The sequence below is a fragment of the Kitasatospora sp. NPDC059462 genome, assembly GCF_042749955.1.
Taxonomy (GTDB): domain Bacteria; phylum Actinomycetota; class Actinomycetes; order Streptomycetales; family Streptomycetaceae; genus Kitasatospora.
This window is the reverse complement of sequence record NZ_JBHYUU010000079.1, coordinates 19,328-34,606: the sequence shown is the minus strand read 5'-3', so window position 1 is coordinate 34,606 and position 15,279 is coordinate 19,328. Positions and strand designations below refer to the sequence as shown.

Annotated in this window: 16 protein-coding genes; 11 read left to right on the top strand and 5 right to left on the bottom strand. The window is 72.8% G+C overall.

Annotated features, from left to right (window positions below; translation table 11 throughout):
• Nucleotides 1-48: 48 nt before the first annotated feature.
• The 3 genes from ACFXAM_RS20485 to ACFXAM_RS20475 all read right to left on the bottom strand — a co-directional run bounded on the left by ACFXAM_RS20485 (nt 49) and on the right by ACFXAM_RS20475 (nt 1,178).
• On the bottom strand, nt 49-417 hold the full coding sequence (locus tag ACFXAM_RS20485) for a hypothetical protein (RefSeq protein WP_380293173.1): 369 nt from the start codon (nt 415-417) through the stop codon (nt 49-51).
• Nucleotides 418-536: 119 nt separating this feature from the next.
• A complete protein-coding gene (locus ACFXAM_RS20480; RefSeq protein WP_380293171.1) occupies nt 537-824 on the bottom strand; it encodes a chaplin in 288 nt (95 codons plus the stop codon).
• Between the two features lie 111 nt (nt 825-935).
• On the bottom strand, nt 936-1,178 hold the full coding sequence (locus ACFXAM_RS20475; protein WP_380293169.1) for a chaplin: 243 nt from the start codon (nt 1,176-1,178) through the stop codon (nt 936-938).
• A 474-nt stretch (nt 1,179-1,652) separates the two neighbouring features.
• Between ACFXAM_RS20475 and ACFXAM_RS20470 the strand changes: the two genes are divergently transcribed.
• The 4 genes from ACFXAM_RS20470 (at nt 1,653) to ACFXAM_RS20455 (ending at nt 6,007) form a co-directional block, all read left to right on the top strand.
• Nucleotides 1,653-1,892: a chaplin gene (locus ACFXAM_RS20470; RefSeq protein ID WP_380293167.1), complete on the top strand. Its 240-nt coding sequence runs from the start codon at nt 1,653-1,655 to the stop codon at nt 1,890-1,892.
• 296 nt (nt 1,893-2,188) lie between these two features.
• Nucleotides 2,189-3,544 (top strand): hypothetical protein, encoded by a 1,356-nt coding sequence (locus ACFXAM_RS20465; protein WP_380293165.1) that lies wholly within the window; start codon nt 2,189-2,191, stop codon nt 3,542-3,544.
• A 35-nt stretch (nt 3,545-3,579) separates the two neighbouring features.
• A complete protein-coding gene (locus ACFXAM_RS20460) occupies nt 3,580-4,080 on the top strand; it encodes a MarR family winged helix-turn-helix transcriptional regulator (RefSeq protein ID WP_380293163.1) in 501 nt (166 codons plus the stop codon).
• Between the two features lie 157 nt (nt 4,081-4,237).
• Nucleotides 4,238-6,007 (top strand): LCP family protein, encoded by a 1,770-nt coding sequence (locus ACFXAM_RS20455; RefSeq protein WP_380293161.1) that lies wholly within the window; start codon nt 4,238-4,240, stop codon nt 6,005-6,007.
• Nucleotides 6,008-6,089: 82 nt separating this feature from the next.
• Here the strand turns inward: ACFXAM_RS20455 and ACFXAM_RS20450 are convergent, their stop codons facing one another.
• Nucleotides 6,090-6,719: a hypothetical protein gene (locus ACFXAM_RS20450; protein ID WP_380293159.1), complete on the bottom strand. Its 630-nt coding sequence runs from the start codon at nt 6,717-6,719 to the stop codon at nt 6,090-6,092.
• 321 nt (nt 6,720-7,040) lie between these two features.
• Between ACFXAM_RS20450 and hemL the strand changes: the two genes are divergently transcribed.
• The 7 genes from hemL (at nt 7,041) to ACFXAM_RS20415 (ending at nt 14,130) form a co-directional block, all read left to right on the top strand.
• Nucleotides 7,041-8,369 carry a glutamate-1-semialdehyde 2,1-aminomutase gene (gene hemL, locus ACFXAM_RS20445; RefSeq protein ID WP_380293157.1) on the top strand — a complete coding sequence of 443 codons (1,329 nt, stop codon included), beginning with the start codon at nt 7,041-7,043 and terminating at the stop codon, nt 8,367-8,369.
• A 69-nt stretch (nt 8,370-8,438) separates the two neighbouring features.
• The gene (locus tag ACFXAM_RS20440; protein ID WP_380293175.1) at nt 8,439-9,086 is read left to right on the top strand and encodes a histidine phosphatase family protein; all 648 of its coding nucleotides are present in this window, start codon (nt 8,439-8,441) and stop codon (nt 9,084-9,086) included.
• Nucleotides 9,087-9,317: 231 nt separating this feature from the next.
• The gene (locus ACFXAM_RS20435; protein WP_380293155.1) at nt 9,318-9,932 is read left to right on the top strand and encodes a TlpA family protein disulfide reductase; all 615 of its coding nucleotides are present in this window, start codon (nt 9,318-9,320) and stop codon (nt 9,930-9,932) included.
• Nucleotides 9,929-10,702 carry a cytochrome c biogenesis CcdA family protein gene (locus tag ACFXAM_RS20430; RefSeq protein ID WP_380293153.1) on the top strand — a complete coding sequence of 258 codons (774 nt, stop codon included), beginning with the start codon at nt 9,929-9,931 and terminating at the stop codon, nt 10,700-10,702. Before ACFXAM_RS20435 ends, ACFXAM_RS20430 begins: the two co-directional genes overlap by 4 nt.
• Before the next feature lie 3 nt (nt 10,703-10,705).
• Nucleotides 10,706-12,463, top strand: a complete 1,758-nt coding sequence (locus ACFXAM_RS20425; RefSeq protein ID WP_380293151.1) for a cytochrome c biogenesis protein ResB — start codon at nt 10,706-10,708, stop codon at nt 12,461-12,463.
• 3 nt (nt 12,464-12,466) lie between these two features.
• Nucleotides 12,467-13,600, top strand: coding sequence for a c-type cytochrome biogenesis protein CcsB (gene ccsB, locus ACFXAM_RS20420; protein ID WP_380293149.1), 1,134 nt, complete (start codon nt 12,467-12,469; stop codon nt 13,598-13,600).
• 125 nt (nt 13,601-13,725) lie between these two features.
• Nucleotides 13,726-14,130, top strand: a complete 405-nt coding sequence (locus ACFXAM_RS20415; protein WP_380293147.1) for a hypothetical protein — start codon at nt 13,726-13,728, stop codon at nt 14,128-14,130.
• A 50-nt stretch (nt 14,131-14,180) separates the two neighbouring features.
• Here the strand turns inward: ACFXAM_RS20415 and ACFXAM_RS20410 are convergent, their stop codons facing one another.
• Nucleotides 14,181-15,236: a ScbA/BarX family gamma-butyrolactone biosynthesis protein gene (locus tag ACFXAM_RS20410; protein WP_380293145.1), complete on the bottom strand. Its 1,056-nt coding sequence runs from the start codon at nt 15,234-15,236 to the stop codon at nt 14,181-14,183.
• Nucleotides 15,237-15,279 lie beyond the last annotated feature (43 nt).

The window sequence follows — 15,279 nt, the reverse complement described above, 5'->3', positions numbered from 1 at the left end:
CGGCACCCCCTCACGACGGGGTGCCGGGCTCTCGCGGGTCGTGGCGGCTCAGCCGGGCAGCGCCCCGAGCAGGCCGCCGACCAGCGGCAGGTCGCGCGGACCGCCGCCGGCGCTGAGCGGGCCGGTCAGGAGGTCGGTGCCGACCGGCGCCAGCCCGGAGCCTTCCGGCTGGACGGTCGCCCCGTTGTTCAGCACGTCGGCGGAGGAGTTGGCCCACGGGTCCAGCCGCAGGTCCTTGAGCGGCGCGATGCCGTAGCCGAGGCCGGTGGTGGTGCCGCCGAGCGCCTGGGCGAGGTCGGTCTTGGCCAGGGCGGCGCCGCCCCCGGTCGGGGCCGCGTGCGCCGCGCCCGCGCCGCCGAGCAGCATCGCGGCGCCCAGGGCGGCGGCGAGGCCGGCCCCGCTCTTCTTCGAAACCATGCGTCTTCACCTTCGGAGGGAGGGGTTCCCCGGGCTCGCGGACCGTGCCCGGGTACGCCGAACCGCCCCCCGGTCGACGGGCCGGGGGGCAGTGCGGGCGGAACGCGTGCCGATCGGAATCAGCAGTCGTCCTCGACGTGCTCGACGTGCTCGTGCTGCTGCGGGACCTCGCCGTTGATGCAGGTGTTGCCGAACGCCGGGTTCAGCACACCGATCAGGTTGATGGAGTTGCCGCACAGGTTGACCGGGATGTGCACCGGGATCTGGAGCTGGTTGCCGGAGATGACACCGGGGGAGCCGGCGGCGACGCCCTCGGCACCGGCGCTGGCGGCGGCGCCACCCGCCGCGCCCAGCACCAGGCCGGCAGCGGCGGCGGAGAGGACGACGGCCTTCTTCACGTTCTGCATGGGGGTTGATCTCCTCGATCACACACGGGTTGAGCGCGCCGCACCCCGCCCGGTGGCGGGGTGCGGCGCGGGTGCGGTGGAGCCGCGGCCGCCGGCTCGGCGGCCACCGGTTCAGCCGGCGTTGACGCAGGTGTTGCCGAACGCCGGGTTCAGCAGCGCGATGATGTTGATGGTGTTGCCGCAGAGGTTGATCGGCACGTGGACCGGCACCTGGATCTGGTTGCCGGAGATCACACCGGGGGAGTTGGCGGCGACACCCTCGGCGCCGGAGCTGGCGAACGCGCCGCCGGCCGCACCGACCACCAGGCCGGCGGTGGCGATCGACAGGGCGGCGGTCTTCTTGACGTGACGCATGTGTTCTTCCTCCGTATTCTTCCCGACCGTCTGTGGAAATAGTCGGGAGCCGGGCGAGGGGAAATCCTGGCCCGTTGGCTTCTGGGAATGCCGTGATTGTCACTCGGGTGGCCCAGATGGCGCGTTTCGCCCATGGCTCGGGCGATGAGCGGCCGCCGCGGCACCGTGCGCCTCGAACGATTCCCGCACGGCCGGGAAGCATTCGTGTCGACGCACGACCGGGAGAATTCCGGACGGGTTTGGACCGGCGGCGGATCTCCTCGTCGTAGCGGGGCGTGAAGCGTGTTCCGACTGGAGAACGAGGCAGGGCGCCGGGGGAAACGGTCGGATACGGGTGTCACCCGATTGCCCGGCGCCGGGGCCGCGTTCCTCCGGACGGGTGACAGTGGGGGTGCCGTCGCAACCGGCCCGAGGGGGTCTCGTTGGAGATGTCGCACTCCCCGTGCATCTCTGTCGAACAGTCAGGAGGCTCCCATGAGCATCAAGAAGACGGCCGTCGTCGGCGCCGCTGTGGTCGGCATCGTCGCCGCCGGCGCCGGTACCGCGCTGGCCAGCTCCGGCGCGGAGGGCGTCGCCGCGGGCTCCCCCGGTGTCGTCTCCGGCAACCAGATCCAGGTGCCGCTGCACATCCCGGTCAACCTGTGCGGCAACACCATCGACATCGTGGGCATCCTGAACCCGGCCTTCGGCAACACCTGCGTCAACGCCGGCTGATCAGCCGCGAGTCCGGCCGGTGCGAGCCGCCGCTTCCGTGTCTCCCTCCTGGGGCGCGAGGTGGCGGCTCTCGGCGTTTCCGGGGCCGGCCGCCGGCACCGGTGCCCTGGCCCGGCGCCGGCGGCCCACCGGGCCCGGCACCGCCCACCTGCGCGGTTGATCCGTCCCCGACCCGCCGCCCGTCCGCCGGGTGGGCTCCCCCTCTGCCCGGCGACGGCGGTGCCGTAGGCTCGCCCGGCGCCGCGGTGTCGGTCGGCGCGCACCGGTCACGAGTGGGGCGGGGAGTACCAGAGCTGATGAGCGCGGCATCGAGCACCGGATCGTCGGGCGGTGGCGCGGGCGTGTCCCCGTCGTCCGCCACCCCTCCCCGGGACGCCCAGGAGGCACCGGAGACGCCGGAGACGCCGGAGACGTCCGAGACGTCCGAGGCGTCGGGCGCCACGGCCGTGTCGGCGGCGGGGCGGGCCCCGGGCCGGTTCGGCGCGGCGGTGGACCGCTACGCGCCCGCGCTCGGCGCGTACGCGGTGGTCAAGGCGACCGGCCTGACCGTCTTCCTGCTCCTGCTCTCGCACACCGAGGACTTCCTGAAGAAGGACCCGGGGCGCGGCGGCGGCGCCCGGCCCTGGGACGTGCTCGGCACCTGGGACGGCATCTGGTACCAGCGGATCGCCGAGAACGGCTACGACCCGCAGCTGATCCCGCTGCACGGCTACCCGCTGGCCACCTACTACGAGAACTCCTCCGCGTTCTTCCCGCTCTACCCGTGGCTGATGCGGCTGGTCGGGGCGGTCACCGGGCTCGGCCCGTACGGCTCGGGCATCGTGGTCTCGGTGCTCGCCTCCTTCGTGGCGGCGGCCGGGATCTTCGCCGTCGCCGAGCGGCTCGGCGGCTTCCGGGCCGGGGTGATCGCGGCGGTGATCTGGGGCCTGTTCCCCGGCTCGGGCGTGGAGTGGGCGGTCTACTCGGACTCGCTGTTCGTCGCCCTCTCGGCCTGGGCCTGCTACTGCGTGATGACCCGGAACTGGCTCGCCGCCGGCGTGCTGGCCCTGGTGGCCGGCCTCAACCGGCCGACCGCGGCCGCGCTGATCGCCGCCGTCTCGATCTCCGCCCTGGTGGCGCTGGTGCGGCGCACCGACGGGGTGGCCCGCCCGCTGACCGCGATGCTGATCACCCCCTGGGGCCTGCTCGGGTACGTCGCCTGGGTCGGCTGGCGGATGGGCGACTGGACGGGGTACTTCAAGCTCCAGCGCGGCGCCTGGAACCGCTACTTCGACTGGGGCGCCTCCACCGCCCGCAGCACCCTGGACACGGTCACCGGGCACTGGACGTTCTGGCAGTCCAACCCGGCGCCGGACCTCATCGCGGTGGGCCTGCTGATCGCCCTGCCCGGGCTGCTGGTGCTGCTGCTCCGGCTGCGGCCGCCGCTGGTCCTGGTGCTCTACACGCTGCTGACCGTCGTCCTGGCGCTGAGCAGCAACCAGATCTACGGCAACATCTCGCGCTACCTGCTGCCGGCCTTCCCGCTGTTCATCGGCCTGGCGGTGGCGCTGCGCCGGCTGCGGCCGTCGACGCTGGGCGGCCTGGTCGCGATGCCGGCGGTGGCGGCCGGCTGGTACGCGGGGTACGCGCTGTTCGAGCTCGGCATCCCGTAGGGAGGCGGCGCCGCGGGGCCGCGTAACCTCGACGCATGACGACCAGCCGCACGCCGCCCGTGCGTCAGATCCGCGACCTCTCCGGGCTGCTGGACCACGCCAGCCACGTCCTGGCGACCCGGATGGCGGCGGCGTTCACCGAGCTCGGCGTCACCCCGCGCGCCTACGGCGTGCTCTTCCACGCGCTGGCGGCCGAGCGCACCCAGATCCAGCTGGCCGAGCTCGCCGACCTCGACAAGACCACCATGGTGGTGACCGTCGACGAGCTGGAGAAGGCCGGGCTGGCCGAGCGGTGCCCGTCCGTGGCCGACCGCCGGGCCCGGATCGTGCGGGTCACCGAGGCGGGCGCGCGGGCCGTCGAGCGGGGCACCGCGATCGCCGACCGGGTGCACCGGGAGGTGCTGGAGTCGCTGCCGCCGGACGAGCGGGCGGTGTTCGTGACGGCGCTGGGCCGCCTGGTGGACGGGGGCGGGGCGCTGTCCGATCCGGTCGGGGGCGAGCGGACGGTGCGCCGCGCGCGCCGTGCCCGCGGCTGAGCCGGGGGCCAGGCCCGGGCGCGGCGGTAGTCGGTTTCCGGTCGGCTTGTATGCTCCACCTGGCGCCAGGGGGGACGTCCTGGCCGCTGATCGTTCGATGGCACAGCCGTGAAGAGGTGCGGGGATGTCGGGTCGCCGAGACAGGAGTCAGCCCAGCGTGGCCCGGCCGCGTCCGGAGGGTTCGACCGGCTCGGCGGGTTCGACCGGTGCCCGGAGCGGTTCGCCGCGCACCGGCTCGTCCGGTTCGGCCGGTTCGTCCGGGTCCGTCCCGGCGCCCCGGCCGGGCGGCCGGGCCGAGGCCAGGCGGGCCGCGCAGTCGAAGGGCCGCGGCGGAGCGGGTGGTGACGGAGGGTCGAACGGCCAGGGTCACCGCCGGTCGGGCGGCCGGGGCAAGAAGCCCCGGCGCAACGTCAAGAAGATCGTCGGCTGGACCGCGGTCGGCGCGCTGGTGCTGATAGCCGGCACCGGCGGCGCGATCTACTTCAAGCTCAACGGCAACATCAAGACGATCGACGCCGACGCGCTGAGCAAGGACCGCCCGCCGGAGGCGCAGGCCGACGCCAACGGCAACAAACCGGTGAACATCCTGCTGATCGGCTCCGACAGCCGCGGCGGCGACAACTCGGACCTGGGCGGCGGCGACAGCGAGGGTGCCCGCTCGGACACCACGATCCTGCTGCACGTCTACGCCGACCACAAGAACGCCATCGGGGTCTCGATCCCGCGCAACACCCTGGTCACCATCCCGCCGTGCAAGCTCCCGAACGGGAAGTGGACCAAGGAACAGAAGGGCAAGGACGTCCTGTTCAACGCCGCCTTCACGGTGGGCGGCACGGCGGAGGGCAACCCCGCCTGCACCCAGAACACCGTGGAGAAGCTCACCGGCATCCGCGTCGACCACACCATCGTGGTCGACTTCCAGGGCTTCGCGGCGATGACCAAGGCCGTCGGCGGCGTCGAGGTCTGCCTGCCCAAGGACATCTACGAGAAGGACCTCAACGAGAAGCTGCCCACGAAGGGCTCCCTCGTCCTGAAGAAGGGTCCGCAGAAGGTGGAGGGCCAGCCGGCGCTCGACTACGTCCGGCTGCGGCACGGCATCGGCGACGGTTCCGACATCGGCCGGATGAAGCGTCAGCAGGCCTTCATGAGCTCGATGATCAGCACGGTGAAGAAGAAGGGCCTGGAGCCCACCACCCTACTGCCGCTGGCCGACGCCGCCACCAAGTCGCTGCGCGTCGACGAGGGGCTCGACACCGTCGACAAGCTGATGTCCTTCGCCCTGTCGCTGAAGAACATCGACCTGCACGACCTCAAGTTCGTCACCCCGCCGTGGCGTTACAACGAGGCCAACCTCGACCTGGTGAAGCCGGACGTGGACCGGCTGTGGGAGGCGATCCGCGCCGACCGCACCCTGGACGGCAAGGACGCCACCGGCGAGCAGCCCGACGCGCCCGCCACCCCGGCGCCCCCGGCCACCCCGGAGGCCCCGCCGACCACCACCGCGCCCCCCGCGCACACCGCCCCGGCGGTCCCGATCAAGGTCTTCAACGGCACCACCTCCAACGGACTGGGCGCCAGGGCGGGCGAGGCCCTGAAGGCGGCGCAGTTCACCGTCGGCTCGGTGGGCCAGGCGAAGTCCACCAACAAGCTCACCACCACGATCGAGTACGGCGCCGGGCAGAAGGCCAACGCCGAGAAGGTCGCCGAGCTGTTCCCCGGCGCCACCCTCACCCCCACCTCGGCGGCCGGCATCAGCGTCGTGCTCGGCAAGGACTACGCCGACGCCAACGGCGGCGCCGCCGCGGCCGGGACCACCGCGCCGGGCACGCCGACCGCGCCCGCCCCGCTGCCGACCTCGGTCACCGACGACGCCCGATCGGCGGACGACGACATCTGCGCCAACACCACCTACGGTTCCGGCGGCTGAGCCCGCGTCGGCCCGCAGGCGCGGACCGACGGAAACGGGGCCCCCGGCGTGCAGCCGGGGGCCCCGCTCGTGTTCCCGTCGGTCAGGGCCAGACCAGGCAGTACAGCTGGTGGCCGGCCTCGTGCAGGCGGTTGGCGAAGTCCTGCCACTCGTGCAGCATGCTGTAGATCACGAAGGCGTCGCGCGGGCCGCGCCGGTCCGGCACGGTGGACCAGATGAACGCGGCGGCGCCGAGCTCGGTCTCGTCCGCCTTGCGCAGCGGTTCGACGACGTTCTGCGGCAGCTGGACGACGGCGTAGTCCGGGTGCAGCACGACCAGCTCCAGCGGCGGCACCTGGTGCAGCGGCACGCCCTGGATGCCGGTGAGGACCATCGCGCTCATGGTCTCCGGTTTGATCTTGGTGGAGAGGTGGCCGTTGGGGGAGCCACTGGTCTCCATCAGGTCGCCGAGCCGGCCGAGCGAGCCGAGCTCGCCCGCGTCCAGCCCGAGCCCGCCCGGCCCGAGAGCGGTCGGGACCCGGGCCGCGGTCGCCCGGTCGGGTGCGCCGAAGTACTTGTACGTCACCCCCACGCGTCCCTCACCCCGCCTCTCACGGCCGCGGCCGCTACGGCCCGTTCCCGCTCCCTTACCCCCGCGTGCGGCCCCGGCGGGCCGGCGGGAGCCACCCGCGGCCTCGTCGTGGCCGTCCTGCGCCTCGGACACTCGGACCATCCTCACCGGAATTCGCCGGAATCGACAGACCCCCGCACGTCCGGTGTCCCTCCGGACGTGCTCCTTACCCGTCATGCGCCGCCGTACCCAGTCGCGGTACGCGGCAGTCCTCTCCACACCCCTGCATCGACCCGGAGCTCCCGTCCGTCCTCGCGGCCGGAGGAACTCCGGAGACACCCCGGGTACACAGTCTGACTGGTCCGGGCAGCCGGAGCAGTCAGGGGCCCCGTTGTATGGATAACCGTACAGATTCGGGCGCCAGGATCATCGTTCCAGATGATGAGGTCCGACATGCAGAGGTGAAGGACACGATTTGAGACCATGTCTTCCGTGAGCTATCCCTACGAAGCACCCCAGTCCCAGTCGCTCTTCGACCGCGCGTCGGTCGTGACCCCCGGCGGCGTCAACTCGCCGGTGCGCGCGTTCCGCGCCGTCGGCGGTACGCCGCGCTTCATGGTGTCCGGCACCGGCCCCTACCTGACCGACGCCGACGGCCGCGAGTACGTCGACCTGGTCTGCTCGTGGGGTCCGATGATCCTCGGCCACGCGCACCCGGCCGTCCTGGACGCCGTGCAGCAGGCGGTGACCCGCGGCACCTCCTTCGGCACCCCCGGACAGGGCGAGGTCGAGCTGGCCGAGGAGATCGTCTCCCGGGTCGCCCCGGTCGAGCAGGTCCGCCTGGTCTCCTCGGGCACCGAGGCCACCATGTCGGCGATCCGGCTGGCCCGCGGCTTCACCGGCCGCGCGAAGGTCGTGAAGTTCGCCGGCTGCTACCACGGACACGTGGACGCCCTGCTGGCCGCCGCCGGTTCCGGCGTCGCCACCTTCGGCCTGCCGGACACCCCGGGCGTCACCGGCGCCCAGGCCGGCGACACCATCGTGCTGCCGTACAACGACCTCGCCGCCGTCGAGGAGGCCTTCCGGGCCCACCCCGGCGAGATCGCCTGCGTGATCACCGAGGCCTCGCCCGGCAACATGGGCGTCGTCCCGCCGCTGCCCGGCTTCAACGGCGGCCTGGCCCGGCTCTGCCGGGAGAACGGCGCGCTGTTCATCTCCGACGAGGTGATGACCGGCTTCCGCGTCTCCAAGGCCGGTTGGTACGGCCTGGAGGCGGCGAACGAGGGCTGGGCGCCCGACCTGCTGACCTTCGGCAAGGTCATGGGCGGCGGCTTCCCGGCGGCGGCCTTCGGCGGCCGCGCCGACGTGATGGCCCACCTCGCCCCGGCCGGCCCGGTCTACCAGGCCGGCACGCTGTCCGGGAACCCGATCGCCACCGCGGCCGGCCTGGCCCAGCTGCGCGGCTGCACCGACGAGGTGTACACGGCCGTCGACCGGGTCGCCGCCGAGGTCTCCGGCCTGGTCGCCGCCGCCCTCGCCAAGGAGGGCGTGGCGCACCGGCTGCAGACCGCCGGGAACATGTTCTCGGTGTTCTTCACCGAGGACGCCGTGACGAACTACGCCGAGGCGAAGACCCAGGAGGCGTTCCGCTTCACCGCGTTCTTCCACGCGATGCTCGCCGAGGGCGTCTACCTGCCGCCGTCCGCCTTCGAGTCCTGGTTCGTCTCCGCCGCGCACGACGAGCGGGCGCTGGAGCGGATCGCCGCCGCCCTGCCCGCCGCCGCCCGGGCCGCCGCCGAAGCCACCGCCTAGGCCCGCCGCCCTTACGAGCACCAGGAGTACTGAGAAGTGAGCGCCAAGGACATCACCGTCGTCCACCTGATGCGGCACGGTGAGGTGCACAACCCGGAGGGCGTCCTGTACGGGCGGCTGCCGGGCTACCGGCTGTCCGAGCTGGGCCGCGAGATGGCCGAGCGGGTCGCCGAGGACCTGGCCGGGCGGGACATCACCCACGTGGTGGCGTCCCCGCTGGAGCGCGCCCAGGAGACCGCCACGCCGATCGCCGAGTCGCACGGCCTGGACCTCGCGGTGGACGAGCGGCTGATCGAGGCGGAGAACATCTTCGAGGGCAAGACCTTCGGAGTGGGCGACGGCTCGCTGCGCAACCCGTCCTACTGGAAGTACCTGACCAACCCGTTCAAGCCCTCCTGGGGCGAGCCCTACCTGGAGCAGGCGGTGCGGATGATGGGCGCGCTGGCCGCCGCCCGGGACGCCGCGCGCGGGCACGAGGCGGTCTGCGTCAGCCACCAGCTGCCGATCTGGATCGTCCGCTCCTTCGTGGAGCGCCGCCGGCTCTGGCACGACCCGCGCAACCGGCAGTGCTCGCTGGCCTCGCTGACCAGCTTCACCTACGAGGGGGACCGGATCGTCTCGGTCGGCTACCGCGAGCCGGCCCGCGACCTGCTGCCGGCCCACCTGGTCGGCAAGGGCGGCAAGAGCAAGCCGGTCGGCAAGAGCTTCGGCGCCTGAGGGCAGGCCGGCGCCGGCCCCGGGGCGACCCGGATCCGGGTACGCCGAGGAAGCCCGGACGCGCGGAACGGTGTTCATGGTTCCCGATCCGGTGTAAGAGCCGTGTGAGTAAGAGCTGCGTCACACTCCCGCGACACCAGGGCCAATGGTCCCGCCGCAGGTCAGAGGGGGTCCGGCAGAGAAGGCCGGACCCCCCGGGGCCCGGCCGCGACTCCATGCGAAACTTTTCACATGTCTGGCATGACGCGCCCCCGTCCCCGTCTCGCCGCCGCCGCGGTCACCGCCGCCGCTGCCGCGCTGGTCCTCACCGGTTGCAGCTCCTCCGGCTCCTCGGCCAGTGGTGACGGGCAGATCGGCTTCGTCACCGCCAAGGGCAGCAACATCTCGACCGCCGCCGCCGGCCACCGCCAGGACGCGCCGGACATCGGCGGCACCACCCTGGAGGGCACCCCGGCCAAGCTCTCCGACTACCGGGGCAAGGTCGTCGTGCTCAACGTCTGGGGCTCCTGGTGCGGCCCGTGCCGCTCGGAGGCCGACGACCTCCAGCGGGTCTGGGAGAAGTACAAGGACCAGGGCGTGCAGTTCCTCGGGATCAACACCCGGGACACCGAGATCAAGAACGCCGTCCGCTTCGAGCAGGAGAAGGGCGTCACCTTCCCCAGCCTCTACGACCCGGCCGGCGAGGAGCTGCTCAAGTTCCCCAAGGGCAGCCTCAACCCGCAGTCCATCCCGACCACCCTGGTGGTCGACCGGGACGGCAGGCTCGCCGCGCGCGCCGTCGGCGGCCAGACCGACGACGCCCTGGAGTCGATGCTCCAGCCGGTGCTGGCGGAGCAGCACCAGTGAGCGCGGCGCTGCAACTCGCCGACAACATCGGGACCATCCAGAGCGGGGCGCTGCTGGTGGCCGCGCCGATCGCGCTGGCGGCGGGCCTGGTGTCGTTCTTCTCGCCCTGCGTGCTGCCGCTCGTGCCCGGCTACCTCTCCTACGTCACCGGCTTCTCGGCCGCCGACCTCGCCGACGCGCGCGGGGCCCGGCGCGGCCGGATGCTGGCCGGTGCGGCGCTGTTCATCCTCGGCTTCACCGTCGTGTTCGTCTCCAGCGGCGCGCTGTTCGGCCAGTTCGGGGACACGCTCAAGGAGCACCAGGCCGTCATCAGCAAGGTGCTCGGGGCGCTCACCATCGTGATGGGCCTGGCCTTCATGGGGCTGGTGCCCGGCCTGAGCATGCGCGAGGTGCGCACCCACCGCCGTCCGGTGGTCGGCCTGCTCGGCGCTCCGCTGCTCGGCGTGGTCTTCGGGGTGGGCTGGACGCCGTGCATGGGGCCGACCCTGGCCGCCGTCACCAACCTCGCGCTCAACCAGGCCGACGCCCAGCGCGGTGCGCTGCTGATGTTCTTCTACTGCCTGGGCCTGGGCGTACCGTTCGTCGTGGCGGCGCTGGCCTTCCGCCGGGCGCTGGGCGCCTTCGGCTGGGTCAAGCGGCACTATCCGCTCGTGATGCGGATCGGCGGCGGCATGCTCGTCGTGGTCGGTCTGCTGCTGGTCACCGGGGTCTGGGACTCGATGGTGAGTGACCTGCAGAACCAGTTCGCCGACTTCCAGATCGGAATCTGACCCGTGACCAACACCACGACCGATCGCGAGCGGTCCGGGACCGCCGTCGCGCAGGGCGCGGACGAGGACGCGGCCGAGCGGCTCACCACCGCCCCGGCCGAGTCCGACGGCCCCACCGGCATCGGCGTGCTCGGCTGGCTGCGCTGGATGTGGCGCCAGCTGACCTCGATGCGGGTCGCGCTGATCCTGCTGTTCCTGCTCTCGCTGGCGGCCATCCCGGGCTCGCTGATCCCGCAGAACGGGCAGAACCAGTTCAAGGTCGAGACCTGGAAGGCGCAGCACACCACGGTCGCGCCGATCTACGAGAAGCTCCAGCTGTTCGACGTGTACAGCTCGGTCTGGTTCTCGGCGATCTACATCCTGCTGTTCGTCTCGCTGGCCGGCTGCATCGTCCCGCGCACCTGGCAGTTCGTCGGCGTGCTGCGCTCCCGGCCGCCGGCGGCGCCGCGCAACCTGACCCGGATGCCGGTGTACGCGGCCTGGCGCACCGACGCCGACGCCGCGGCCGTCAACACCGCCGCCCACCGGCTGCTGCGCGCGCGGCGGTTCCGGGCGCACCTGGACGGCGGCGCGGTGGCGGCCGAGAAGGGCTACCTGCGCGAGGTCGGCAACCTGGTCTTCCACCTGTCGCTGTTCGCGCTGCTCGGCGGCTTCGCCTGGGCGAGCCTGGCCAGCGGCACCGGCGGCAAGCTGCTGGTCGAGGGCGAGGGCTACTCCAACACCATCACCCAGCTGGACGACTTCACCGGGACCCGCTTCTACGGCAGCGACGACCTCGACCCGTTCTACGTGAAGCTGAACAGCTTCACCTCGAAGTTCCAGAACAACGGCTCCCAGATCGGCAGCGCCCGGGAGTTCACCGCGGGCGTCGAGTACTACGAGGGCAGCGACCCGTCGAAGCTCAAGCAGGGCAAGATCGAGGTGAACCGCCCGCTGGAGATCGGCGGCAGCAAGTTCTACCTGATCGGCCACGGCTACGCCCCGGTGATCACGGTCCGCAACGCCGCGGGCGACGTCGTCTACACCGGCGCCACCCCGTTCCTGCCGCAGGACGGCAACCTGACCTCCACCGGCGTCATCAAGGTCTCCGACTACGGCGAGAAGGACGGCAAGCGGACCCAGCTGGGCCTGTCCGGCTTCTTCCTGCCGACCGCCCCGGTGGCCTTCGACAAGAACACCGGCCCGCGTTCGCTGTTCCCCGGTGACGCGGCCCCGGTGCTGGTGCTCAACGCCTACGCGGGCGACCTGGGCACCGACTCCGGCCTGCCGCAGAACATCTACCAGCTCAACACCAAGAACCTGACCCAGCTCCAGCGGGACGGCGAGCCCGCGAAGGCCAAGCTGGACCCCAAGCAGGTCTGGGAGCTGCCGGACGGCTACGGCACGGTCACCTTCGAGGGCTACAAGAAGTGGGCCAGCTTCAACGTCTCGCACCGTCCGGGCAACGGCATCGCGCTGGCCGGCGCGGTGGCCGCGATCGCCGGCCTGATCGGCTCGCTGTTCATCCAGCGGCGCCGGATCTGGGTGCGGGCGGTGGCGCTGCCGGACGGCGGGACCCTGGTCGAGCTGGCCGGGCTGGGCCGCAGCGAGTCGGCGAAGATCGCCGAGGAGCTGGCCGCACTGGCGGTGGACCTCCAGGACGACGCTCCCGCGCTCGACGACGAGCCCGATGAGGGGCCCGACGACGGCACCACCGGGGCCGACGAGGCCCCGGCGCCCGAAGAATCCGCAGTCCCCGCCGACCAGAACTCCAAGGAGTAGACGGTGCACCTCGCCTCGTCGGTCGACCCGCAGCTGGCCGACCTGTCCAACAAGCTGATCTATTCGGCGATGGCGGTCTATCTGATCGCCATGTTCGCCTACATGTTCGAATGGACCTTCGGCTCGAAGGGCGCCGTCGCCGTCCGCTCCATCCAGCAGGCCGGTCTGGCCGAGACCGTCGCCGACGCCGACGCCAGGACCAAGGGCGCCAAGAAGGTCACGGTCACCGTCGCCTCCGCACGCGGCGGCACCACGACCCTGACCCGCACCGCGTTGGCCGGCGAGGGTGCCACGGTGGTGACCAGCGGGCGCGGCGACGAGGACGTCGACGGCCCCGGCGCGGCCGGCACCAGCGAGAAGGCCGACCTGGCCGGCCGGATCGCGGTCTCGCTCACCGTCCTCGGCCTCCTGCTGCACGCGGGTGGCGTCCTCACCCGCGGCCTCTCGGTCTCCCGCTGGCCGTGGGGCAACATGTACGAGTTCTCCTGCGCCTTCGCGCTCGCCATGGCGGTGGCCTTCGTCGGCCTGCTGGCCGCGAAGAAGCCGGTCCGCTGGCTCGGCCTGCCGGTCACCCTGGCGGTGGTGCTCACCCTCGGCATCGCCACCGAGGTGCTGTACACCGAGTCCGAGCAGCTCGTCCCGGCCCTGCACTCGTACTGGCTGGCGATCCACGTCTCCACCGCGATCGTCTGCGGCGGCGCCTTCTACGCGGCGTTCGTCACGACGCTGCTGTACCTGGGCAAGGACTCCTTCGACAAGCGGATGGCCGCCGGTCTGACCCGGGGCCCGCTGGGCACCTCGCCGTCGATCTGGCGCCGGCTGCCCGCCGCGGCCACCCTGGACAAGCTCTCCTACCGGATCAACGCCCTGGTCTTCCCGCTGTGGACCTTCACCATCATCGCGGGCGCGATCTGGGCCGAGGCCGCCTGGGGCAAGTACTGGGAGTGGGACCCGAAGGAGACCTGGTCGTTCATCACCTGGGTCGCCTACGCGTGCTACCTGCACGCCCGCGCCACCGCCGGCTGGAAGGGCCGCAAGGCCGCGTACCTGGCGCTCGCTGCCTTCGCCTGCTGGCTGTTCAACTACTACGGCGTGAACATCTTCGTCACCGGCAAGCACTCCTACGCGGGGATTTGACCGGGACCGGAAACCACCCACCGGCCCGGCACTCCAGACGAGGAAGCCGGGCCGAGGTGCGACAGGGGTAGTTCGTGCCGGCCGCCCGGTCCGGCACGGGGAGGAACTGAGGAGGAAATCGCGCAATGGAGTGCGACGAGGTCATGCTGACCGTCCGAATCACCGCCGCCGAGCACCTGCTGCTCCGCCGGCTCGCCCAGGGACACCGCAGCGACGTGTCCGAGGTGGTGGCCGACGGGCTGCTGGACATCATCCCCACGGTCAGCTCGCCGGCCGACGCCTACCGGCTGCTGGGCGCCCTCGCGGCCCCCGCGCCGTGCGCGCTGACCGTCTGGCTGCCGGCGCCGCTGGCCGACCTGCTGGTGCCGGGCGCGGCCCGGATCGCCCAGGTGACGCAGGTGCGGATCGGCTCGGCCAGTGCGATGCTGGGCGCCGCGCTGCGGCTGTGGCTGGCCCAGGACCCGGGGCGGCTGGCGGAGAACCTCTCCGTGATGCACGCCGGGCGGCCGTCCGCGCTGGTGGCTGCCTGAGTCCGTGCCCCGGCACGGCACGGCACGGCCCGCCCCCGGCCGGGGCGGGCTCAGCTGGCGAGCGGCAGGCCCCGGCGCGCCGGGGCCGGCTCGGCCCGGGCCGGGCCGCCGTCGGCCGGCCCGGTGAGCAGCCGGGCCTCGGCCACCGTCCGGCCCTCCTGCACCAGCAGGACCCGCAGCGCCGCCCGCCGTCCGCCGCCGCCGGTCTCCTGACCGCCCTCCCGGACCGCCCGCACCACGCAGGGGCGGTCCGGCGCGATCGGGTCGTGGAACGAGGTGACCAGTTCCAGCGGCACCACCCGGTCCGGGTGGTGCAGCCGCTGGGCGGCCTGCCGGGCGGCCTCCAGGACGAGCATCCCGGGCAGGTGGCCGGGCGCCGGGTCCATCGGGTCGAACAGCACCGGGTGGCGGGTGTCCGCGTGCAGCAGCCAGCTGCCGGGCAGCAGGGCCGGGCCGAGCACGACGTCGGCGGCCTGCTGACGGCCCACCAGCTCCGGCGCGGTGGCCTGGCCCGGCAGCCTCGCCGGTGCGGCGGCCGGACCGGGGCCGCGCAGCCGGTCGTAGGCGGCGGGGGAGAGGATCCGCAGCCCGCCGAAGCCGCGGGCGACCGGGCGGCCGTCGCGTTCGACCTCGGCGTCCACCCGCAGCGCGAGCAGCCGGCCGTGCCGCATCCGGACGTCGTGGCAGGTGATCCGGAGCATCAGCTCGGTGGGGGCGGTGGTGACCGCCAGACCGTCCAGTCCGGCCGGGCCGAGGGTGTAGCCGAGCTCGTCGAGCACCGCGTGGTGGTCGTGCGGCACGCCGAACCCGGCATGGCCCACCAGCAGGGCGGCCTGCCGGACCGTCTCGGCCATCAGCACCGGGTCGTGGTGGCGGTCGCCGGGCAGCCGGTAGAAGCCGTGCAGCCGCGGCCACTGGGCGCCGAGCAGGAAGTCGTAGGGGCCGGTGGCCTGCCAGCCGGTGATGAGCACCTCGGCGACCGAGGAGCGGCGCACCAGGTGGCGCGAGACGGTGCGCTCGTGGAAGTCGTAGCGCCCCGGGCCCGCGGGGACGGGGCCGGGGTGGGGATACGGGGTGTCGCCGTCCGTCGCGGTGAACACTGGCATGACTGGCCCCACTCCCGGGTGTCGGTCGGCCGGCCGTGCGGGC

What these genes read in the sequence shown, in the direction of transcription:
- ACFXAM_RS20475 (WP_380293169.1), bottom strand. Translation starts at nt 1,178, where the DNA reads ATGCGTCACGTCAAGAAGACCGCCGCCCTGTCGATCGCCACCGCCGGC.
- ACFXAM_RS20435 (WP_380293155.1), top strand. Translation starts at nt 9,318, where the DNA reads ATGTCTGGCATGACGCGCCCCCGTCCCCGTCTCGCCGCCGCCGCGGTC.
- ACFXAM_RS20415 (WP_380293147.1), top strand. Translation starts at nt 13,726, where the DNA reads ATGGAGTGCGACGAGGTCATGCTGACCGTCCGAATCACCGCCGCCGAG.
- ACFXAM_RS20460 (WP_380293163.1), top strand. Translation starts at nt 3,580, where the DNA reads ATGACGACCAGCCGCACGCCGCCCGTGCGTCAGATCCGCGACCTCTCC.
- ACFXAM_RS20410 (WP_380293145.1), bottom strand. Translation starts at nt 15,236, where the DNA reads ATGCCAGTGTTCACCGCGACGGACGGCGACACCCCGTATCCCCACCCC.
- ACFXAM_RS20440 (WP_380293175.1), top strand. Translation starts at nt 8,439, where the DNA reads ATGCGGCACGGTGAGGTGCACAACCCGGAGGGCGTCCTGTACGGGCGG.
- ACFXAM_RS20465 (WP_380293165.1), top strand. Translation starts at nt 2,189, where the DNA reads ATGAGCGCGGCATCGAGCACCGGATCGTCGGGCGGTGGCGCGGGCGTG.
- ACFXAM_RS20450 (WP_380293159.1), bottom strand. Translation starts at nt 6,719, where the DNA reads ATGGTCCGAGTGTCCGAGGCGCAGGACGGCCACGACGAGGCCGCGGGT.
- hemL (WP_380293157.1), top strand. Translation starts at nt 7,041, where the DNA reads ATGTCTTCCGTGAGCTATCCCTACGAAGCACCCCAGTCCCAGTCGCTC.
- ACFXAM_RS20485 (WP_380293173.1), bottom strand. Translation starts at nt 417, where the DNA reads ATGGTTTCGAAGAAGAGCGGGGCCGGCCTCGCCGCCGCCCTGGGCGCC.
- ACFXAM_RS20480 (WP_380293171.1), bottom strand. Translation starts at nt 824, where the DNA reads ATGCAGAACGTGAAGAAGGCCGTCGTCCTCTCCGCCGCCGCTGCCGGC.
- ACFXAM_RS20470 (WP_380293167.1), top strand. Translation starts at nt 1,653, where the DNA reads ATGAGCATCAAGAAGACGGCCGTCGTCGGCGCCGCTGTGGTCGGCATC.